The 21,493-nt window shown below is 34.3% G+C and carries 19 protein-coding genes and 1 pseudogene; 13 read left to right on the forward strand and 7 right to left on the reverse strand.

Annotated features, from left to right (window positions below; genetic code table 11):
• From J3U66_RS09035 to J3U66_RS09055, 5 genes and pseudogenes are all read left to right on the forward strand, one after another.
• Positions 1 to 346 (forward strand): annotated as a pseudogene (locus J3U66_RS09035) (hypothetical protein); the annotation flags it as partial.
• A gap of 10 nt (positions 347 to 356) precedes the next feature.
• Entirely contained in the window at positions 357 to 1,355 is a 999-nt protein-coding gene (locus J3U66_RS09040; protein WP_267344438.1) for a hypothetical protein, read from the forward strand.
• Positions 1,355 to 2,521: a hypothetical protein gene (locus J3U66_RS09045; RefSeq protein ID WP_267348774.1), complete on the forward strand. Its 1,167-nt coding sequence runs from the start codon at positions 1,355 to 1,357 to the stop codon at positions 2,519 to 2,521. The genes J3U66_RS09040 and J3U66_RS09045 overlap by 1 nt, the downstream gene beginning before the upstream one ends.
• 118 nt (positions 2,522 to 2,639) lie before the next feature.
• Positions 2,640 to 3,740 carry a hypothetical protein gene (locus J3U66_RS09050; protein ID WP_267348775.1) on the forward strand — a complete coding sequence of 367 codons (1,101 nt, stop codon included), beginning with the start codon at positions 2,640 to 2,642 and terminating at the stop codon, positions 3,738 to 3,740.
• Positions 3,741 to 3,858: 118 nt separating this feature from the next.
• Positions 3,859 to 4,962 (forward strand): hypothetical protein, encoded by a 1,104-nt coding sequence (locus J3U66_RS09055; protein ID WP_267348776.1) that lies wholly within the window; start codon positions 3,859 to 3,861, stop codon positions 4,960 to 4,962.
• Between the two features lie 394 nt (positions 4,963 to 5,356).
• On the opposite strand, the gene glnS is transcribed toward J3U66_RS09055, so the two are convergent.
• The 4 genes from glnS to J3U66_RS09075 form a co-directional block, all read right to left on the reverse strand.
• Positions 5,357 to 7,042, reverse strand: a complete 1,686-nt coding sequence (gene glnS, locus J3U66_RS09060) for a glutamine--tRNA ligase (protein ID WP_065634533.1) — start codon at positions 7,040 to 7,042, stop codon at positions 5,357 to 5,359.
• Positions 7,043 to 7,340: 298 nt separating this feature from the next.
• A complete protein-coding gene (locus J3U66_RS09065; protein WP_267348777.1) occupies positions 7,341 to 8,552 on the reverse strand; it encodes an MFS transporter in 1,212 nt (403 codons plus the stop codon).
• A 122-nt stretch (positions 8,553 to 8,674) separates the two neighbouring features.
• Complete coding sequence (locus tag J3U66_RS09070) at positions 8,675 to 10,018, reverse strand: ATP-binding protein (protein ID WP_267348778.1); 1,344 nt, start codon at positions 10,016 to 10,018, stop codon at positions 8,675 to 8,677.
• Positions 10,015 to 10,743 (reverse strand): winged helix-turn-helix domain-containing protein, encoded by a 729-nt coding sequence (locus J3U66_RS09075; protein WP_267333868.1) that lies wholly within the window; start codon positions 10,741 to 10,743, stop codon positions 10,015 to 10,017. Before J3U66_RS09075 ends, J3U66_RS09070 begins: the two co-directional genes overlap by 4 nt.
• Positions 10,744 to 10,899: 156 nt before the next feature.
• Between J3U66_RS09075 and J3U66_RS09080 the strand changes: the two genes are divergently transcribed.
• Genes J3U66_RS09080 through J3U66_RS09095 form a run of 4 tightly spaced genes read left to right on the forward strand, consistent with a single transcriptional unit; the run spans position 10,900 to position 13,221 of the window.
• Complete coding sequence (locus J3U66_RS09080) at positions 10,900 to 11,628, forward strand: MtnX-like HAD-IB family phosphatase (protein ID WP_267333869.1); 729 nt, start codon at positions 10,900 to 10,902, stop codon at positions 11,626 to 11,628.
• Positions 11,629 to 11,640: 12 nt separating this feature from the next.
• A complete protein-coding gene (locus tag J3U66_RS09085; RefSeq protein WP_065634529.1) occupies positions 11,641 to 12,474 on the forward strand; it encodes an alpha/beta hydrolase in 834 nt (277 codons plus the stop codon).
• The gene (locus J3U66_RS09090; protein ID WP_267333870.1) at positions 12,474 to 12,830 is read left to right on the forward strand and encodes an EamA family transporter; all 357 of its coding nucleotides are present in this window, start codon (positions 12,474 to 12,476) and stop codon (positions 12,828 to 12,830) included. The genes J3U66_RS09085 and J3U66_RS09090 overlap by 1 nt, the downstream gene beginning before the upstream one ends.
• A 1-nt stretch (position 12,831) precedes the next feature.
• The gene (locus tag J3U66_RS09095; RefSeq protein WP_065634527.1) at positions 12,832 to 13,221 is read left to right on the forward strand and encodes a DMT family transporter; all 390 of its coding nucleotides are present in this window, start codon (positions 12,832 to 12,834) and stop codon (positions 13,219 to 13,221) included.
• Between the two features lie 75 nt (positions 13,222 to 13,296).
• Here the strand turns inward: J3U66_RS09095 and J3U66_RS09100 are convergent, their stop codons facing one another.
• From J3U66_RS09100 to J3U66_RS09110, 3 genes are all read right to left on the reverse strand, one after another.
• Entirely contained in the window at positions 13,297 to 14,169 is an 873-nt protein-coding gene (locus J3U66_RS09100; protein WP_267348779.1) for an arginase family protein, read from the reverse strand.
• Positions 14,166 to 15,215, reverse strand: coding sequence for a GNAT family N-acetyltransferase (locus J3U66_RS09105; protein ID WP_267348780.1), 1,050 nt, complete (start codon positions 15,213 to 15,215; stop codon positions 14,166 to 14,168). Before J3U66_RS09105 ends, J3U66_RS09100 begins: the two co-directional genes overlap by 4 nt.
• A gap of 80 nt (positions 15,216 to 15,295) precedes the next feature.
• Positions 15,296 to 16,705, reverse strand: coding sequence for an aspartate aminotransferase family protein (locus J3U66_RS09110; protein WP_141671563.1), 1,410 nt, complete (start codon positions 16,703 to 16,705; stop codon positions 15,296 to 15,298).
• Positions 16,706 to 16,881: 176 nt separating this feature from the next.
• Between J3U66_RS09110 and J3U66_RS09115 the strand changes: the two genes are divergently transcribed.
• From J3U66_RS09115 to dnaA, 4 genes are all read left to right on the forward strand, one after another.
• Entirely contained in the window at positions 16,882 to 17,631 is a 750-nt protein-coding gene (locus tag J3U66_RS09115) for a MipA/OmpV family protein (protein WP_267333874.1), read from the forward strand.
• A gap of 130 nt (positions 17,632 to 17,761) precedes the next feature.
• Positions 17,762 to 18,670, forward strand: coding sequence for a recombination-associated protein RdgC (locus tag J3U66_RS09120; protein WP_267348781.1), 909 nt, complete (start codon positions 17,762 to 17,764; stop codon positions 18,668 to 18,670).
• A gap of 192 nt (positions 18,671 to 18,862) precedes the next feature.
• Positions 18,863 to 19,966 carry a porin OmpA gene (ompA, locus tag J3U66_RS09125; RefSeq protein ID WP_267333876.1) on the forward strand — a complete coding sequence of 368 codons (1,104 nt, stop codon included), beginning with the start codon at positions 18,863 to 18,865 and terminating at the stop codon, positions 19,964 to 19,966.
• Positions 19,967 to 20,127: 161 nt separating this feature from the next.
• Positions 20,128 to 21,486, forward strand: a complete 1,359-nt coding sequence (gene dnaA, locus J3U66_RS09130; protein WP_267333877.1) for a chromosomal replication initiator protein DnaA — start codon at positions 20,128 to 20,130, stop codon at positions 21,484 to 21,486.
• The last annotated feature ends 7 nt before the right edge of the window (positions 21,487 to 21,493 follow it).

Below are 21,493 nucleotides of genomic sequence, written 5' to 3' on the forward strand. Positions count from 1 at the left end.
TCAAAAAATCACCTTAATTTGTGGTGGCTCTTATATCAAAATCAGTGAAGAGGGGATTGAGCTCGGTACAGCTGGTAATGTGTATTTAAAAAGCAATGCTTTGCAAAAAATGGGGGCAAAAACAATAGCACCTAATCCATTAGCACTACCGTATATTATTGGTGATTATGCTGTTAAATTTATCTGTAAAGATGAAACTGGAAAAATTTATGCCAATGAACGTTACATTGCTACGCTACCTGATGGTAGAAAGATACAAGGGCAAACCGATAAAAATGGGTATACACAACCATTCCACTCTACCAATGAAAATGAAACAATTACACTGGAATTAATTAGTAGGTAAGTTAATCAATATGCCAAATGAAAACACGCAAAAATGTAAAATTTTTACAGCTCAAACAAGTAAGCTTGAAAATGGCGAGGTTGCCACTGAGGAAGTGATATTAAAAAACGTACCAACGCCTCTTTTTATATTATTTGCTTATGGGGGCACAGGAGCAGCAAACTTTTTAAGAGCTGCCGAATTTAAAAAACAACGATTAGAGTTTAAATACCCGGATGCTGAAGTTAGAATCATAAAAGGTTTTGAGTATCCATTACAATTTAAAGCGGAATGGAAAAAACTATATAATGAATTAACCAACTCAGAAACGGCTTGTAAATATGCATTGTGGCATGTTCATTATTTTGGGCATGGTGATGAAATTTCCCTAACTTTTAGAAGCTACAGTAGGTTATACTTTGACAGTTCCGACAACATGGAACGTTTACCATGGCATCCAAATGAAGGCATTTTTGTTTTACACTCCTGTCGGGGAGCAGCTTTTGAAGATACTCTTAATATAACATACATAGAGAATCAAATTTGCTTAGCTAATACCATTTCAAAGCAGCAAAAAACACGTTGTTTAGGGCAAGTAACCTTTGGAAGTTTTAATGCTCTTGACATACTAACAGATAATAATAAAGTTGCCATACCATTGAATAAGCGAGCAAATATTTTTCATCCAAAGGACAAATGGGAAGCTGATATTATAAGTAAAGCAAAATACAGATCTCATTATGCTTATAATTATGTTAAAGATTTCTTAGAACAACCTGCTGTTTTATGGGGCTATGCCTTGTTAACAAATGATACAAAAGAAAGAACATTAGATATAAAACAAAAGTATGAGAATAATACAAAAATACAAAATTCAACTTTACCTAAGTTATATCCAATCTATCAAGAAATAGAAAAACTTGCACCGAAAAATCAAATCCTACCTTGTAGGGTTTTTAATAAAGGAGATTTAGAAGAGCGTATTGTTGAAGTGGATGTGTTTAATCAAAATGATTTGGAATATATTTAATGAGTTATACTACCAAAAAAAATAAATCAATACGGAAAAAATTAATCATTTTTGTCACTTTTTTGGGTCTTATTATCAGTATTGGCCTTATATATTTAAATACTGATAATTCAAAAAAACGAAACTATGAACTTAATCAACCGGAAAATTTAATTATGGACTTTACCATTTACCCTTCAACTATTCCCGAAAATGAATTATTACGCATAGACGAAGCTAAAAAGCTGTATAACTCAGCCTTTGACCATAGCGTATTTTATGGTGTGGTTAATCCTGACCAATTGATAAAATTTCTTAAACATGCCTGGCAATGGGATAAAAATGCCATGCCGTATTATTACGATGTTCTTAGTTGTAAAGATTTTTATGATAAAAGAGGAAAAGAGGACGGTATCATTATGTCCTTTGCTGAGTTTATGCACAAATATCGAGATCAGTTAGTGGATAGTGCTGGTAAACCGTTAGTTGAACCAGCGGTGTTTAAAAATAGTCAAATACAGTGGTATTTATGGGATAAGTTTGCCGATTTAAAATATCCCTATTTTGCCTTTCAAAATGGTTACGTAATAGGTACTTGTGGGTATGATGAACAAGGTATGGCGCGCCCCTGTCCTGATGAGCAATTAGAAAAAAGTATTGTGTATTTTAATTATGCCATTGAAGGCGGCTATCATTGCTACGAATATTTAATAGCCCGTATGTTATTTCAACATGGGCGTCAATATAAAGATCAGAAATATAAACAACTGACTAAACTAACCGAATACCGCAGAGCATTAAAATCAGATGATTTAAAACTAGCCATAGATTATGCACAGTTAATGGCCGAGCATAGCTCAATGATTGGCATATTGCGCATGACTGAAGCCTATTTCTATGGATTAGGTCGAGAGCAAGATCCGGTTAAAGCTTATGCCTGGTCACTGTTAAGCAATTATGCAAAACAAAAAATCACCGAGATAGACAACAATTTGGCGTGGGATGCAGAGCAATTACCACCAGTTTGGGAATATAACAAGCAAATCCAACAACGTTTAGAACAAATGCTTACCCCAACCGGAAAACAGGCGGCATTAGATTATTTGGAAATACTGAAAACTAAAATTGTAACTTGGGATTACAATGAATGGCGAGATCAAATAGATGATTTTCATCCTAAACCTTAATTTATTTGACTATATTGTAGTGAGTTTAAGGTTGAATAATAGTGATTAATCTGGATAGCGTGTGAAGAATAGCAAATTGAAACGTTCAAAGTTGAAAATAGTCATGCTAGTAATGATTATGATAATGGTTATTAGCCTTTATCAATTATATTTTAATCAATCATCCGATAACCAAGTTAATGTTGGTTTTGTTGAATCCAAAAATTTAATTATGGACTTTACCATTTACCCGTCAACTATTCCCGAAAATGAATTATTACGTATAGACGAAGCTAAAAAGCTGTATGAATCAGCCTTTGACGATAGCATATTTTATGGTGTGGTTAATCCTGACCAATTGATAAAATTTCTTAAACATGCCTGGCAATGGGATAAAAATGCTATGCCATATTATTACTCTCTTCTTAGTTGGCAAAAACACTTTGATGATGGTTACAAAGAAGATGGGATGATCTCTTTTACAGAATTTATGCGCAAATATCGGGATCAGTTAGTGGATAGTGCTGGTAAACCGTTAGTTGAACCAGCGGTGTTTAAAAATAGTCAAATACAGTGGTATTTATGGGATAAGTTTGCCGATTTAAAATATCCCTATTTTGCATATAAAAATGGTTACATAATAGGTACTTGTGGGTATGATGAACAAGGTATGGCGCGCCCCTGTCCTGATGAGCAATTAGAAAAAAGTATTGAGTATTTTAATTATGCCATTGACGGTGGCTATCATTGCTACGAATATTTAATAGCCCGTATGTTATTTCAACATGGGCGTCAATATAAAGATCAGAAATATGAGCAACTGACTAAACTAACCGAATACCGCAAGGCATTAAAATCAGATGATTTAAAACTGGCCATAGATTATGCGCAGTTAATGGCCGAGCATAGCTCAATGATTGGCATATTGCGCATGACTGAAGCCTATTTCTATGGATTAGGTCGAGAGCAAGATCTGGTTAAAGCTTATGCCTGGTCACTGTTAAGTGATTATGCAAAACAAAAAATTATCGAGATAGACAATAATTTAGCATGGGATGCTCATCAACTACCACCGGTTTGGGAATATAACAAGCAAATCCAACAACGTTTAGAACAAATGCTTACCCCAACCGGAAAACAAGCAGCATTAGATTATTTGGAAACACTGAAAACCAAAGTTATAACTTGGAATTATAATCTGTGGCGCAATCAAATAGATGATTTTCATCCTAAACCGTAATTTATTTGACTATATTGTAGTGAGTTTAAGGTTGAATAATAGTGATTAATCTGGATAGCGTGTGAAGAATAGCAAATTGAAACGTTCAAAGTTGAAAATAGTCATGCTAGTAATGATTATGATAATGGTTATTAGCCTTTATCAATTATATTTTAATCAATCATCCGATAGTCAAGTCAATGTTGATTTTGTTGAATCCAAAAATTTAATTATGGACTTTACCATTTACCCTTCAACTATTCCCGAAAATGAATTATTACGTATAGACGAAGCTAAAAAGCTGTATAACTCAGCCTTTGACCATAGCGTATTTTATGGTGTGGTTAATCCTGAACAATTGATAAAATTTCTTAAACATGCCTGGCAATGGGATAAAAATGCCATGCCGTATTATTACGATGTTCTTAGTTGTAAAGATTTTTATGATAAAAGAGGAAAAGAGGACGGTATCATTATGTCCTTTGCTGAGTTTATGCACAAATATCGGGATCAGTTAGTGGATAGTGCAGGTAAACCGTTAGTTGAACCAGCGGTGTTTAAAAATAGTCAAATACAGTGGTATTTATGGGATAAGTTTGCCGATTTAAAATATCCGTATTTTGCCTATAAAAAGGGGTGGGGAATGGGTTTTTGTTGGTATGATGAACAAGGTATGGCGCGCCCCTGTCCTGATGAGCAATTAGAAAAAAGTATTGAGTATTTAAATTATGCCATTGACGGTGGCTATCATTGCTACGAAGATTTGATAGCTCGAATGTTATTTCAACAAGGTGACCATTATCAGGATGAAAAGTATAAACAAATAATTAAATTAACCGAATACCGTAAAGCATTAAAATCAGACGATTTAAAACAGGCAATAGATTATGCACAGCTAATGGCCGAGCATAGCTCAATGATTGGCATATTGCGCATGACTGAAGCCTATTTCTATGGATTAGGTCGAGAGCAAGATCCGGTTAAAGCTTATGCCTGGTCGCTGTTAAGTGATTATGCAAAACAAAAAATCACTGAGATAGGCAACAATTTAGCGTGGGATGCAGAGCAATTACCACCGGTTTGGGAATATAACAAAGAAATCCAACAACGTTTAGAACAAATGCTTACCCCAACCGGAAAACAGGCGGCATTAGATTATTTGGAAATACTGAAAACTAAAATTGTAACTTGGGATTACAATGAATGGCGAGATCAGATAGATGATTTTCATCCTAAACCGTAATTTATTTGACTATATTGTAGTGAGTAAAATTTAAGGTGTATTAAGAAATCGCAAATTGAAGTAAATGGACAATAGTGTGAATAAACGTAACGTTAAATGCTCGATGCTTAAATTATTAATCCTGATAATTGGCATGAATAGATTGGATGTTATTATGGCAAAAATTTTGAATATTTTCGAATCATCTAAAAATAATCAACCTAAATAATGTTTTTTAATTTTATCTAGTACAGCCCCTTCTTTGGCTAAAGACTGCGTTTTTTATAATAATTCTAAAGATAGTTTCAAACTAGCTTTAAAATTTACTTAGTTATATTTTGCGTAAAAGTGATAACTTTTTAATTTTAATTAAAAATAAGTTAAATAAAACGCCGACTGAAGTCGGCGATAATCATTACTTAGCTTGAGTTTCGTTCCAGCTATCTCTTAATCCAACCGTTCGGTTGAATACTAAATTGTCATCAGTTGCATATTTACTATCTAAACAGAAGTAGCCTTCACGTTCAAATTGGTAAGCTTTGCCAACTTCAGCATGTTGCAGGCTTGGTTCAACAAATCCTTTTTTGATAATCAATGATTCTGGATTAATAGTTGATAAAAAGTCTTCAGCCGCCCCAGGATTTGGAGTATTAAATAAACGATCATAAAGACGAATTTCGGCTGGTTTTGCGAATTTAGCCGATACCCAATGAATCACACCTTTAATTTTACGCCCATCTTCTGGGTTTTTATTAAGGGTGGTTGGATCATAACTACAATAGATAGTTTGTATATTACCTTCTGCATCTTTTTCAACGCGATCAGCACGAATAACATAAGCATTACGTAAACGGACTTCTTTTCCTAATACTAAGCGCTTATAATTTTTGTTCGCCTCTTCTTTAAAATCAGCGCGATCAATATAAATTTCGCGGGTAAATGGTGCTTCACGATTGCCCATCTCCGGACGATTTGGATGATTTGGCATGCTGAGCACTTCATCTAAGGTTTCTGAAAAGTTTTCAATCACAACTTTCACTGGGTCAAGCACAGCCATTGCTCGTGGTGCGTTTTCGTTAAGATCTTCACGAATACAAAATTCTAGCGTGCTCATTTCAACGGTATTTTCTTGTTTGGTTACACCAATGCGGTTACAAAATTCACGAATGGAAGCAGGTGTATAACCACGGCGACGTAAACCTGAAATAGTTGGCATACGTGGATCATTCCAACCATCAACAATTTGTTCTGACACGAGTAAATTTAATTTACGTTTTGAGGTGATAGCATACTCTAAATTTAATCGAGAAAACTCATATTGATGTGGGCGAGCGTCAATTGTGATGTTATCTAATACCCAGTCATATAAACGGCGATTGTCTTGAAATTCAAGTGTGCATAATGAGTGAGTAATATTTTCAATTGCATCAGAAATACAATGAGTAAAATCGTACATTGGGTAAATACACCATTTATTGCCGGTTTGATGATGTTCGGCAAATTTAATACGATATAACACTGGATCTCGCATAACAATGAAAGGGGAAGCCATATCAATTTTTGCTCTTAAACACGCTTTTCCTTCAGCAAATTTTCCTTCTTTCATTTGTTGGAATAGCGTTAAATTTTCATCGATACTACGATCACGATAAGGACTATTTTTGCCGGGCTCTTTTAAAGTGCCACGATATTCACGAATTTCATCTGCTGAAAGTTCATCAACATAAGCAAGACCTTTATTAATTAACTCAATTGCATATTCATATAATCGGTCGAAATAATCAGATGAGTAACAGATTTCACCATCCCACTCAAAACCTAACCAATGAACATCTTCTTTAATCGATTCAACGTATTCAACATCCTCTTTGACTGGATTAGTATCATCAAATCGTAAATTACATTTACCCTGATAATCTTGAGCAATACCAAAATTTAAACAAATTGATTTAGCATGACCAATATGCAAATACCCATTTGGTTCAGGTGGAAAACGCGTATGCGTGGTTTTATATTTACCTGCTGCTAAATCTGCATCAATAATTTGACGAATAAAGTTAGTTGGACGATTTTCTGTCTCTGTCGGTAAGGAACCGCTCATAAAAAAACCTCTGATTAAATATTTCAATGACGAATTTAGAAATTTGTTCTGTCACTTTTTATCATTTTGGCCAAAGAATATAACAAATTTTTTGTTTTTCTGAAATGGAAAAACGTGTATTTACTGTGACAAAATAATGTTTTTTATAAAATCGATGGTTTTCCTAAAAATTGCATGTGACGACAACCTAAAAAGTGACATTACTCAAATATAATTAAAACAACTATTAAAATTGGGTATTATTTATATTTGAGTAAACTAGTGAGTTTAAAATTTTAGTTTTAGTAATAAGATAATGTTAATTTTTATTTTTCTTTTCATTGACAAAAAGCATAGCGGTTATACCCACTAAAGTTAACGCTGCGGCTAAATAAAAACCACTATTTAAACTACCTGTTTTATCCGCTATCAATCCAGTAAAATAAGGAGCACAAATTGATGCGCTCATACCAAAAAAGTTGTATAACCCAAAAGCCGTACTAAGCGAAGCTTTAGGCGCATTATCGGCAACTAAAGCGATTAATACTGGATTCAAGCTTATTTTACCAATAAAACCATATAATATAAGTACTGCAATTAATACAGCATATGATTCACTATACACAATCGAAAAAATAGCAATTAATGATAATGGCATCATGCATAACACTACCGGTTTACGTCGACCAAGTTTATCCGATATATAGCTACACAACAAAGTACCAATAATTGAGATCCAAGGTACAATTGATGCAATTTGTGAAGCTTGTAATTTATCCATTCCTCTTTCTGCTTCAAGATAGTTTGGTAACCAGGTGATAATGACAAAAAAACCATATATTGAACAAAAGATTGTAATATAAGCTAAAACCAAATTGCGGTTCTTGAACAATTCCGAAAATTTTATAGACTGTGAAACCTGTGTTGCTGTCGGTTTGGCCACTTTTTCTTTAATACACACAGCCATCAGTAAAGTAACGATTATTATTGGAATAGCAACAACCACAAACGGTAGTTGCCAAGAACTATGGAATACTGAAATCATCACACTTGATAGATAATATCCCATGGCAATACCAAATGACATTCCACTGCCAATAATAGCACTGCCTAACGTTATCCATTTTTTAGGAATAGCTTCTGATGATAACGCATATTGTGGTCCATAATAACAGCCTTGTGCCGCACCAGCTAATATCCAAAGAATCAAAAAGATTATGAAAGAAGGAGCAAAATATATTGATGCAATAAAAATGGCATATAATATGAATCCTGTCACAAGCACACGCTTGCGACCTATTTTATCGCCAAATATACCTGAAGGTATTTGAAATACGGTATAAGCAAGAAAAAACAGGCTCATTATACCGCCAGTTTCAGCCTTATTTAAGCCAAACTGAGTTTGTAATTCACCAATAAGCGGGCTTAAAACTGATCGCCCAGCATAAATAACAATCCAGCCCAAAAAGAAAATGATAACTAATTTGATCCAATAAGCATTTGGAGTGGCGTTTTTTGAATCGCTTGCCATGTTACTCACCTTACCGTTGCATAAAGTAAGTATCATCTTATGATAACGTCAAAAAAATAAATTACTCACATATCACAATTATGATTTTTTTTAATAAAAAAACATTGATTATAAAAAAATAATTAACAATCATTGGATTTTAATGAAACAACAAATCGTGCGCCACCCAATGGACTTGTCACCACAAATGCTTTGCCATCATGAAATTCAGCCATTAGTTTTACATAAGCTAAACCAAGACCATAGCCGCCCGTTGAACGAGTTCGACTAGTATCTAACCGCGCAAAAGGCATAAAAATTTTTTCTCGAGCATCAAATGGAATACCTGGACCATCATCATCGATTTCAAACACAACGCCATTTTCTTGTTTGGTGATATTTAATACCGCTTTATGTGCTGCATATTTAAAAGCATTTAGCAGTAAATTTTTAACAATGGTTTCGGCTAAATTGATATCTATCACGGCTTGAGCATCTTGGCTATTACACACTAACTCAAAGTCTTTGGGTTTGAATAATGAGAGTGATTGGCAAACTTTTTCGCTCCACTGTTTGAGTGATACTGCTGTTAAATTTAGCTCAATATTACTCTGCTGCATTTTAAAGTAACTTAAACTAGCATTAATTAACGTTTCAAGTTCGTTAATGTCATCATTCATACCTTTTTGTAGCAATAACCGTTCTTGTTCGTCGGTTGACTCTTCAAGCATGCTAAGTTCAAATCGCATTCGTGCCAGTGGGGTTCGAAGTTCATGCGCCATGGCATGTGAAATAGTTTGATTGGTCCCAACTAAATGTTCAATATGTGTCCCCATGTTATTAAGGACATTAGCCAATGGCTGAAATAACCAACCTTTGACATTTTCCGTTCGCGCCTTAAGATTACCCTGTCCTAACTGCTCAGCTGTCTGCCTAATATTAACTAAATCTTTCCAGACCGCACTGAAAGCAAAATAGATCAAAATAAAAAAGATAATAGCGCTAAATAATGCCCATATAATTAAAAAAACACTAAGTGACATAGTGTTAGATTTTAAAATATCGCGCATAACCATGGGCCCGAGTTGTAGCAACTTGCCATCGTTTAAATCGATATAGACAACCTCTTCATCACCATCGTATGAAAAACCTAATTTTTTTAACTCGTTGTGTACAGTTTCAGGCAGTGGTGTATTAGCAGGTAAAATGGTTATTGGATAACCAAAATAGGGTTGTAATTCATTGACCACTTCTTGAAGAGGGCGATGTTTATTTTCATTAATGCGCATGCGTATCAGGTTGACTGTGCCTCGTTGTGACTCACGAAACACAATATGATCATCTGGCATATCGGTTAATGATGAAGGTAAAGAATCAAATACGAGTAATGCACCATAAGCAATGATACATTGCAATGAAAGCAAAATGACCAGATAAAATACGATGCGGCGATTAAAAAAAAGGGGTTTTGCTAATAATTGGCTCAATGATTATCCCCTTCTCGCATAAATAAATAACCTTTGCCTCTTACTGTTTTAATGCGTGATGGATTATCGGGATCATCAAGTAATTTTCGACGTAGTCGAGAAATCCGAGCGTCAATTGAACGATCACTACCATCAAAATCAATTCCTCGAACTTGAGAAAAAATATCATCACGAGTCAATATATTACCGGCGTTAACAGCGAGTAACCAAAGCAAATCAAATTCAGCGGTGGTTAAATCAATTTCTTGATCTTGTAATAGCACCTTACGATTTTCACCATCAATAGTAAGATTATCAAAAACTAATGTTTTGTTATTGAGCGGAGCGGCTGTTTCTTTACTGCTATCTTTGTCTAATTCAATTTGTTTTCGCCGAAGTAGCGCTCGAATACGTGCAAGTAATAATCTTGGTTCAACAGGTTTAGCCAAATAGTCATCGGCACCCAGTTCTAAACCGACAATTTCATCAATATTATCTTCACTTGCTGTCATAATAAGAATGTAATTATTGAACCAAGTACGTATATCACGGCAGATATCAAAGCCAGATTTTTCCGGTAACATGACATCTAAAATGACTAAATCGGGATTAAATTGTTGAATTTTTTCTTCTGCACCATTACCACTATTATGCCATTGAACAAGATAACCTTGTCGAATCAAATAAACTTGTATTAAATTAGCAAGTCGCTGGTCATCTTCAATAATTAGTATACGTTCACTCATTCTTATTCTCAGTATGGTAACAGTAAGTAGTAAGGCCTTATTATACAGGCAATTTTATTCTCGTTACAAAATATATACAAAGAGCCTACAAAGTTTGAAATCACTCTATGAGAAAATTTGCGACAATATCGATAAATAGGCTATTTAATTTCAAAAATGAATAATTTTTCATCAATTACAAGTCATCTATTTCATCCATCTTATTCACAACATCATACGCCAATCGTGTTGTGTGATTTTGATGGTACCATTAGTGTTAAAGATGTAACAGATACTTTACTGAATCATTTCGGTAAAGACGGATGTGACGAACTTGAAGAGTTATGGGTGAATGGTAAAATTGGTTCTCAAGAGTGCATGAGTAAGCAAATTGCTTTGATGGATGCCAGTTTAGCAGAACTTAATGAAGTTTTATCACAAATTGAAATTGACCCAACCTTTAAGGCATTCATTGATTACACTGATCAAAACAACATACCGGTTCACGTTGTCAGCGACGGATTAGATTACGCAATTGAATTTGTGTTAAAACGTCATGGCATAGAAAATTTACCTATTTTTGCTAATAGATTATTACACGATAATGAACGTAGCTGGCGTCTTGAATTTCCTTATGCTAATCAAAATTGCATTAAACAAAGTGGAAATTGTAAATGTAATCACGTTAAAAAACAGCAATATTTTCCACAAATTCTTTATGTTGGTGATGGAACGTCTGATTATTGTGTTTCTCATAATGTGGATTTTGTTTTTGCCAAAGATAAATTGATTCATTATTGCCAAAAAAATAATATTGAACATAGTGCTATTAAATATTTTTCTGATGTTACTCAAGCATTAAAACAGTCACAGCAAGCACTTATTCCAACTGTGATGGTAAAATAATAGGAAATAATAATGAGTACAATTCAAGATTTATCTTACTTTTTACCAGGTAATAAAAATGGGGTGCTTTTAATTCATGGATTAACAGGTACACCAAATGAGATGAGAATTTTAGCAAATGGCCTACATAAAGCTGGATTCACCGTTTATGCAATACAATTAGCTGGCCATTGTGGGACTGAAGCCGATCTTTGTAAAACCACATGGCAAGATTGGTATAAAAGCGTACAAGATGGCGCAGATTATCTAGCCAACCATGTAGATAATATTTTTGTGGCGGGATTATCAATGGGCGCCCTGCTAGCGTTAAAGTTAGCAGCTGACAGACCTGAACAAATTAAGGGAGTGGGTGTGCTTGCGCCCACTTTTTATTATGATGGTTGGAGTATGCCTTTTTGGGCAAAAAAATTCTTTTTCTTACTCGTCTATTTTAAAAAATTAGGTATTTTTCAAAAAGTTTCTTTTATTGAAAAGCCGCCTTACGGGCTTAAAGATGAACGAATTCGTGCTGTCGTTTCAGAAAGTATGCTTAGTGGCGATGCAGCGTCTGCCGGCCTTGCTGGTAACCCTTTTCCGGCGCTGGCAGAAATGCAACTATTAGCAAAAAATGTACGACAAATTTTGCCGAATGTTACCTCACCTTGTTTAATTATGCATTCGGGTAATGATGATATCGCAAATATTGAAACCAATGCCAAATTAGTTGAAAAGCATGTATCGGGACCTAAAAAATTAATCGTATTAAATGAGAGTTATCATTTAATCACCATTGATTCTCAACGCCGCGAAGTGATTAAAGAATGTGTTTCTTTTTTTAACGGTATAGTAGAAGGAACAAACACTTAATGTCACCATTAGTCATCATACTTTGGGTTAGCAATATCTGTTTTGATACTTTAGGGCAAATAGCCTTTAAATTCGCTGCAACTTCAACAAATAATCGTGACGGTTGGTACTATTGGATCGATTTATCAAAAAATCATTGGATTTGGATTGGTATTATATCCTATATTGCTGAATTTCTACTTTGGTTAGCATTTTTAACATTAGTTCCACTGTCACAGGGTGTTTTACTTGCCTCATTTAATATTATTACCATCATGTTGGTTGGTCGTATTGTTTTTAAGGAACTTCTCACCTTTCATCGTATAGTTGGTATGCTTTTAATCACAGCTGGCGTTATTTTTGTGGGATTGTCTTAATATGGCACGATTTTATTTAATTGGCTTCACAGTATTACTCATCTTTGATACGATTGCACAATGCAGTTTTAAATTAGCAGCAATTCACGCTGAACCTTTAGCGATGAGTATTGATTGGCTGGTTCGCGTATTTACTAATCCATGGATCTATATATCAATTGCTGGTTATATTTTCACGTTTTTTACTTGGATGACCTTACTAAAAAAAGCACCAGTTGGACCCGCTTTTGCCGCTTCTCATTTTGAAGTGGTGACAGTTATGATCGCATCAATTTGGTTATTTAACGAGCCAATAACCTTATTTAAATTGATTGGAACAATATTAATTGTGTCAGGAATTGTGTTTTTAGCGATAGCTGAAAACAAATTAACTCAACAAAACAATCATTAAATTAAACCTAAATTATTCAATAAAGTGTAGGTAGTTTTTTATTAAAACAACTACACTTTCTATTCGATTTTTCAGTTATATAACTAATGCTTTTAACAAGGTCAAATTAAGCTGATGTTGTTCGCTTTGCCAAGTTTGTAACTTATCAGCCGGTATGATGGGTTGTTTATCTAATGAACTTAAAAAGCGCTTAAACCAGTTCGATGGTTGCCATATTGACAATTCGCCGGTGATATCACTACCAATAACACGCTGTTTAATCGATGAAATAACATCCAATAGGTGGTAAGTCTGTAACTGACCTTGATCCCAATTGGTATGAATAACCTCTTCACTTAATACATCTTTATCAATCGATAAATAAACGCGTTCTGCATTATGATACTGTTCAGATAAAAAACTCGCAATAAGATCATCTGGAGTAGAAAAATACCGAAATGCATGACCTAAACCTATTTTTTTTGCCCATGACACATTAACACCTAGGCTCCAATAAGTGAGTTTTTTATGAAAAAGTGGTTTCCATCTATTTTCCCAAAAATGGCTAATGCCAATATCATGTGAGGTAATACCCAATACGTGTACCTGTTTCACAAACGGTAAGCTTGCGACATAACTGACCCATGAACCACAATGAATACCAAATAAGTAACGCATATTATCGGGATGATTATCAAAAATTATTACTTCAATGGGATTTTCTGCTGAGTAATATTTCGCTAAACGCGCAATCAATAATAGTGAGATATGATGATAATCCCCGCTTCCCATCAAAACTGTACCATAATGCTCAGGTAAAAATTGTTGAAGTTTTGCGCTAAATTGTTGAAATTTAGTTCGAGAGCATCCAAAACGCAGAGTCTCTTGCCAAGCGGTTAAATCTATTTTTTTAGCATCACTAATTTCACCGACACTTTGATCAAAGTCGAGAATTATAGGGCATTTCATGCTACTTTCTCCTTGTCACTTTCAAAGTGACCAATCAATTTACGTATTACCACTCTTAATAAAGGATTGCGGATATAAACTAAATGCTTTGTTAACGTAAATTTGGCACCCAGTGATGCTTTAACTTCGGGATCGGTCCAACCGGCAATATAGTGACTAAAGCCGTTTTCAACTGCATATTCAAGATTAACAAACCAACTGACAAAATAGAGATTGAGATTTTGAGCTTGGGGGTAAACCATACCGATATATTTATCAATTAACATGTTATTGACCACGTAGCAGATATTGTAACCAATAAGTTCATTGTCATGATAATAAGTAAAAATACGTGTTTGAGCAGATTTGTTCTGTAATAATTGCACGAAAAATGGTTTAGTTAACAAATCAAAATGTACGTCGCTTTGCTGATAAACATTAAGATAAAGTTGATAATATTTATCTAAAACAGCATCATTAAAAAAACAGTCATCGCCACTATTTAAAACATTAATCTCTAGCTTTTGGCGAGATTTTAATTTCCGCCTAAAATTTTTTCGACGACTATATGAAAAACGTGAAAAAACTTCATCTAAGCTATCAAAATCTATAGGTAACCAAGCTAATGCTTGCCCTTCAACTTCAATAAAACCTTGATTTTTTAACGCCGATATAAATTCGGCAGAATATTGATTATCTTTATCACTCAATAAGGGGGAAGATAAAGGTAAATCTTTAACAATAACAAAAGGATATTCTTTGCTATAACTTGCTTTCAGGTTACCCGCTAATTTTTTTGCATCAACTTTATCATTGAGCATGCCATATTCAGAGACAGTTGTCCCAACAAAACATGTTTTAGGTTGTAACCAGTGCCGCCATTTTTTGGATAGTGGTAATTTTTCAATTTTATTTTTGAAATTATCATCAGCTGTTGTCAATAAATCGAACTTTGCTGAAAAAACAGGCACACCACCATCACTTAGCCAAGCAGAAAAATTATGTGGAGGATAATTTAAAAAATTGTCTATTAATTCATTAGGTTCTAACTGATTAATATATTTCATAACGATATAAATGTTAACTGTTTGAATTGAATAAGAGATCCCGCTAATAGCCATTAGCGGGAAAATTTAGAAATAATGGATTAAAGCTCTTTTTTAGCTCGAGTAATTAACTGATCCAGTAATTCAATACCTTGATCAATCTCTTGACGGGTAATGTGTAGCGAAGGGGCAAATGTAATTACGTTTTTGTAATAACCACCGATATCAAGCACTAAGCCCATTTTCGTACCTTTCCAATCAAGATCGCCTGACATACCAATGTCTACCATTTTATCAACCAAAGCTTTATTGGCTGTAAAACCATCATCAGTACAAATTTCAGCACGAAGTGCTAGACCTAAACCATCTACTTCACCGATCTCTTTGTGTTTTTTCTCTAGTGTTTTTAAGCCTTCAAGGAAATATGCACCGCTATCCATTACCATTTTTTCGTAATCAGTTTCAGACGTCATTTTTAACACTTCAAGACCAACGGCTGTACCTAGTGGATTTGATGCAAAAGTTGAATGCGTCGATCCAACAGGGAACACTTCAGGATTAATTAACTCTTCACGAGCCCACAAACCACCTAATGGATTTAAACCATTAGTTAATGCTTTAGCAAATACCACCACATCAGGTTTAACATCAAAATGTTCAATTGACCATAATTTACCAGTACGGTAAAAGCCCATTTGGATTTCATCTACAACTAATAAAATACCATATTGATCGAGAACTTTTTTCAAACCTTTAAAGTAATTACGTGGCGGAACAATATAACCACCCGTTGCTTGTAGTGGCTCAGCATAAAATGCAGCATATTCAGCCTGACCTACTTTTGGATCCCATACACCGTGATATTCTGTTTCAAATAAACGCGCAAATTCAGCAACTAAATGTTCACCATACTCTTCAGCAGTCATGCCTTTTGGACGACGGAACGGATATGGGAATGGAACAAACATAGCACGATCACCAAAATGTCCATAACGACGACGGTAACGGTAGCTTGACGTAATTGAAGAGGCACCCAGTGTACGTCCATGATATCCACCTTGGAAAGCAAACATCAGTGACTTACCACCTGTTGCATTACGAACAACTTTTAGCGAATCTTCAATACATTGTGAACCACCAACATTGAAATGCACTCGACCTTGATAACCAAATCGCTGCTCCATACCTTGAGCAATGGTTTTTGCTAATTCGATCTTGGTTGGATGCAAATATTGGCTTGCACACTGTGGTAAGGTATCAATCTGTTTTTTTAGAACATTGTTTAATCGTTCATTTGCATAACCAAAGTTACATGCTGAATACCACATTTGTAAATCAAGAAAGGCTTTACCTTCTTTGTCGTACATGTAGCTACCTTCACAGCCATCGAAAATTTTTGGCGGTTCAACATAATGAACGGTATCACCAAAAGAGCAATATTTGGCTTCGTCGGCTAATAGAGTGGCATCATCAGGGCGACTGTTAATCATTTCTAAAGTTGGTTTACTCATAATTTATCTCACTAATCCATATTCAAATATGATAAAATGTGGCATTATTATTCAAGAAATTTGTTTGTTACAATGTACAATTAATGTATAGATTTTGTGACCATTCATTTTAATTCAATTAAAACAAAAATATTCGACCAGATAATGGCATTACAAATTTAATGGGTATAAAGAAAATGAAAAAATCGCGCTGCGCTGCTTATATATTTACATTAATGACTTTAGCATACATACCTATTGCTTCTGCTGATCCAACTTCTATTGGAATTGGAGCAGGTTGGGCAACGTCACCTTATAAGAGTTACAGCTCGAAACTTTATCCAGTTCCACATATTGATTATGATAACGGTGTATTTTTTATCGATGATTTATCTGCAGGTGTTTATGCATATCAGGCCAATGGACAAAGTCTTTCAATTGGTGCTCGCTATTTAGCTAATGAATTCAAACCTCATGATTCTGATAATCACCGCTTAAAACAATTAGATACTCGCCATTCTACTCTACTTGCAGAAATCGAATATTCAATTGATACTGACTTCGGCAGTTTTTCTAGTAGTGTTGGGACAGATGTTCTTAATGAAAGTAACAGCATCTTAGCTAATGCTGATTATAGCTTACCTTACCTAGAGGGTAATTTAGTTATAGTACCGACCATTGGTATCAATTGGGCAAACAGCAAACATAACGATTATTACTATGGCGTATCTCACAGAGAATCATCACGTTCTGGATTACGTTATTTTAATGCTGATAGTTCAGTAACCCCTTATGCTGAAATCGGCGCCCAATATTCATTAACGGATAATATTGCTACTTTCGGTGGTGTTCACGTTGATAAATTAACCGGTGATGCTGCCGATAGTCCAATGGTAGACAGCAGTACAATTACTTCTGTTTATATGGGATTATCTTATAAATTCTAAGTGTTTTGGTCTATTTTAGAATTAAAGCTGATGATAAAACAATAGGTCAATCGTATTATTATCGTACGCTTTATTTACGACAATTATGGTAAAATAGTTATCCTAAATAAAACTTAGGAAGTGTAATAACATGCTTTGGTTTAAAAATGCCATTATTTACCAACTTAATAATGACACCTTACTAAATAAAGACACTATTGAAAAAGCAGTCAAATCCCAACTGTTCACACCATGTGGTAACCTTGATACCACTAAAATAGGTTGGGTATCACCTTATCGTGATGATAACCAAGATAATTTAATTATTGATATCAATGGCCAATATTTACTACGTATAAAAAAAGAGACAAAAATATTACCTGCGCCAGTTATCAAACAAGCATTATTAGAAAAGATAGATAAACAAGAGCAAACATTAAGTAGAAAATTAACTAAAAATGAGAAAGCGACATTAAAAGATGAAGTCATGATTGATCTCATGCCTCGAGCCTTTAGTAAATATAATCACTATTGGCTTTGGATTGATACCGACAATAAACGTATCATTGTCGATAGTAGCAATTTTAAACAAGCCGAAGATATTTTAGCTATTTTACGTAAAGAGTTAGGCGCACTTGCCTTAACACCGTTATCAATTGATAAACCGCTAGAACAAATATTAACAACTTGGGCTAAAGAAAAACTTAGCTTTCCACCTTTTATATTAGGCGATCAAGCTGAATTGAAAGATCCGCTTGAAGGAAATGGCATTATTAGTTGTAAAAATCAAGATATCACTAGTGATGAAATGCTAATTCATTTTGATTCAGGAAAATGGATCACAAAAATGAAAATTATTGATGATAGAGGTGTGAATTTCATTGTATACAGTGATTTGACGTTAAAAAGAATTAAGTTTGATTCTATCATTTTAGATGAAAATGAAGATATTGGCTCAGATGAATTTGATAAGCGTCTCGAAGCTGATTTTATTATTATGTCAAACGTTTTAGCTAATACCATTAATGAGTTTACACTCGTGATTAACAAAATTATTTGATAATATTATTTAAATATTTTTTTAGTGTTGTATTATAAACTCTAGCTTTGCATATAAAGTATGCTATAATCACAAAAGATTATGTATAGCATAATTTACTTGAAGATAAATTATTATTAGTTTATTTCAAATAAACTTAAATAAAAACAAACTAAACAACGTCTATAACAACATATAAGTTGAGGCAAGAAAATGAAAAAAACAACTCTAGCTCTAGCAATCGCAGTTGCAAGCTTAACAGCTACTGCAGCTAATGCAGCATACGAAGACAACACTTTTTATACAGGTGCTAAATTAGGTTGGGGAGAACTTTATAGCTTAGATGCAAATAAAGTTAAAGGTGCTGATTTTGTTGGCATCAGTACGGCTGATCGTAGCAACGTTGCTGGCGGTGCATTCGTTGGCTTCCAAGCTAACCCTTACTTAGCATTTGAATTAGGTTACGACTGGCTAGGTTCAGCTAAATATAAAAGATCATTTGGTTTTCTAGGTAAAAGCTATGATTTAGGTCACAGTAAAGTATCTGCACAAGGTGTATCTTTAACTGGTAAATTAAGCTATCCATTATCATTCATCTCTGATGATTTAGATGTTTATGGCCGTGCTGGTGGTATGGTAACTATCGCTAAATGGAAAAATGGTGGTGTGTATAAAGACGTTTATGGTCATGGCGGCACTAAAACTGATGTATCACCAGTTTATGCATTAGGTCTTGATTATCGCTTCGACGAAGACTTCTCTACTCGTTTAGAATACCAATACACTCAACATATTCATACTAAAAGTGATGCATCACCTGATTCAGGCTTGTTAACTTTAGGTATTACTTACCGTTTAGGTTCTCCAGCAGTTGCTGCTCCAGAAGTTGAAGTTAAAACTCAAGAAAACCGTTATGTGTTAAACGAAGATGTTCTATTTGCTTATGCAAAAGCTGATTTAAAACCAGAAGGACGTCAAGCACTTGATAACCTATTAACATCTCTTGTTAAAATTAACCCAACTCAAAGTGCAATCGTTGTAATTGGCCATACAGACCGTATTGGTTCAGACAGCTACAACCAAAAACTATCTGAACAACGTGCACATTCAGTAATGAAATACCTAGTAGAAAAAGGTGTTCCAGCTGATTTAATTAGTGCTCGTGGTATGGGTAAATCTCAACCAGTTACAGGTACTAAATGTAATGCACTTCGCGGCGCTGACTTAAAAGCATGTTTAGCACCAGATCGTCGTGTTGAAATTGAAGTTAAAGCACGTAACGTTAAAGAAGTGAAAGTGATCGACTCAACCAATTAATTTTGATTGACCTAATCACTAGAACCCGGCTGATGCCGGGTTTTTTATTTATAAGATTTGGTTAGTAACTAAATAATATATCACCTTCGATCTATAAATTACCCACAAAAAAGATTATAATCAGTTCTGTTTTGTTAGTAATTATAATTAAAGGGGTTATTGTGCCTACCGCTATTTGGCAAGATTGTCTTTCTCAATTACAAGAAGAACTTCCGACAACTGAATTTAATTTATGGATTCGGCCATTGCAAGCGGAAATGGTTGATAATAAACTTTACATCTATGCCCCAAATAGATTTGTGCTCGATTGGGTTCGAAATAAATATCTCACAACCATATCACAACTATTAAATAAACATTTTAATAATGATTCTTTGAAGTTATATCTTGAAGTTGGCTCTACTTTATCAATTGATAAAAAAGTCAAAAAGGAACAACCGAAAGCTGATCTGGCTCCGGCATGGAAAACAACTAAAGAAAATAATAGTAATTATAATTATCATTCAGGAATCAATCAAAAACATACTTTTGATAGTTTTGTAGAAGGTAAATCTAACCAACTTGCTGTCGCGGCGGCAAAACAAGTGGCAGAAAACCCAGGTAAAGCCTATAACCCATTATTTTTATATGGATCAACGGGTTTAGGTAAAACACATTTATTGCATGCAGTTGGTAACCAAATAATTGAAGAACAAAATAATGCAAAAGTTGTTTATATGCATTCGGAACGATTTGTGCAAGATATGGTCAAAGCATTACAAAATAATGCTATTGAAGAATTTAAAAATTACTATCGATCAGTCGATGCGTTATTAATTGATGATATCCAATTTTTTGCCAATAAAGAGCGTTCACAAGAAGAATTTTTTCATACTTTTAACTCATTATTAGAAGGTAATCAACAAATTATCTTGACATCTGATCGCTATCCGAAAGAAATAAATGGTGTTGAAGATCGTTTAAAATCACGTTTTGGTTGGGGGCTAACAATAGCAATAGAACCACCAGAGCTTGAAACTCGCGTTGCAATACTAATGAAAAAAGCAGAAGAAAATCATATAAAGTTACTTGAAGAAGTAGCATTTTTTATTGCTAAACGCTTACGTTCTAATGTACGAGAACTAGAAGGTGCATTAAACCGAGTCATTGCCAATGCTAATTTTACAGGTAAAGCGATAACGATTGATTTTGTTAAAGATGCGTTAAAAGATTTACTCGCATTGCAAGAAAAACTTGTGACTATTGAAAATATTCAAAAAACTGTGGCGGAATATTATAAAATTAAAGTATCAGACCTATTATCTAAACGCCGCTCTCGCTCTGTAGCAAGACCTCGTCAAGTTGCGATGGCATTAGCTAAAGAATTAACCAATAAAAGTTTACCTGAAATTGGTGATGGATTTGGTGGCAGAGATCACACTACAGTTTTACATGCATGTCGAAAAATTGCAGAATTAAAAGAAGAAAACAATGATATTAAAGAGGATTATTCCAATTTAATTCGAACATTATCAACTTAAAAAAGAA

The sequence above is a fragment of the Gilliamella sp. B2969 genome, from assembly GCF_026536195.1.
GTDB lineage: Bacteria > Pseudomonadota > Gammaproteobacteria > Enterobacterales > Orbaceae > Gilliamella.

Excerpts from the sequence above, each read along its gene's own strand:
- J3U66_RS09040 (WP_267344438.1), top strand. The coding sequence starts at position 357 with ATGCCAAATGAAAACACGCAAAAATGTAAAATTTTTACAGCTCAAACA.
- J3U66_RS09045 (WP_267348774.1), top strand. The coding sequence starts at position 1,355 with ATGAGTTATACTACCAAAAAAAATAAATCAATACGGAAAAAATTAATC.
- J3U66_RS09050 (WP_267348775.1), top strand. The coding sequence starts at position 2,640 with ATGATAATGGTTATTAGCCTTTATCAATTATATTTTAATCAATCATCC.
- J3U66_RS09055 (WP_267348776.1), top strand. The coding sequence starts at position 3,859 with ATGATAATGGTTATTAGCCTTTATCAATTATATTTTAATCAATCATCC.
- glnS (WP_065634533.1), bottom strand. The coding sequence starts at position 7,042 with ATGAGCGGTTCCTTACCGACAGAGACAGAAAATCGTCCAACTAACTTT.
- J3U66_RS09065 (WP_267348777.1), bottom strand. The coding sequence starts at position 8,552 with ATGGCAAGCGATTCAAAAAACGCCACTCCAAATGCTTATTGGATCAAA.
- J3U66_RS09075 (WP_267333868.1), bottom strand. The coding sequence starts at position 10,743 with ATGAGTGAACGTATACTAATTATTGAAGATGACCAGCGACTTGCTAAT.
- J3U66_RS09080 (WP_267333869.1), top strand. The coding sequence starts at position 10,900 with ATGAATAATTTTTCATCAATTACAAGTCATCTATTTCATCCATCTTAT.
- J3U66_RS09085 (WP_065634529.1), top strand. The coding sequence starts at position 11,641 with ATGAGTACAATTCAAGATTTATCTTACTTTTTACCAGGTAATAAAAAT.
- J3U66_RS09090 (WP_267333870.1), top strand. The coding sequence starts at position 12,474 with ATGTCACCATTAGTCATCATACTTTGGGTTAGCAATATCTGTTTTGAT.
- J3U66_RS09095 (WP_065634527.1), top strand. The coding sequence starts at position 12,832 with ATGGCACGATTTTATTTAATTGGCTTCACAGTATTACTCATCTTTGAT.
- J3U66_RS09100 (WP_267348779.1), bottom strand. The coding sequence starts at position 14,169 with ATGAAATGCCCTATAATTCTCGACTTTGATCAAAGTGTCGGTGAAATT.
- J3U66_RS09105 (WP_267348780.1), bottom strand. The coding sequence starts at position 15,215 with ATGAAATATATTAATCAGTTAGAACCTAATGAATTAATAGACAATTTT.
- J3U66_RS09110 (WP_141671563.1), bottom strand. The coding sequence starts at position 16,705 with ATGAGTAAACCAACTTTAGAAATGATTAACAGTCGCCCTGATGATGCC.
- J3U66_RS09115 (WP_267333874.1), top strand. The coding sequence starts at position 16,882 with ATGAAAAAATCGCGCTGCGCTGCTTATATATTTACATTAATGACTTTA.
- J3U66_RS09120 (WP_267348781.1), top strand. The coding sequence starts at position 17,762 with ATGCTTTGGTTTAAAAATGCCATTATTTACCAACTTAATAATGACACC.
- ompA (WP_267333876.1), top strand. The coding sequence starts at position 18,863 with ATGAAAAAAACAACTCTAGCTCTAGCAATCGCAGTTGCAAGCTTAACA.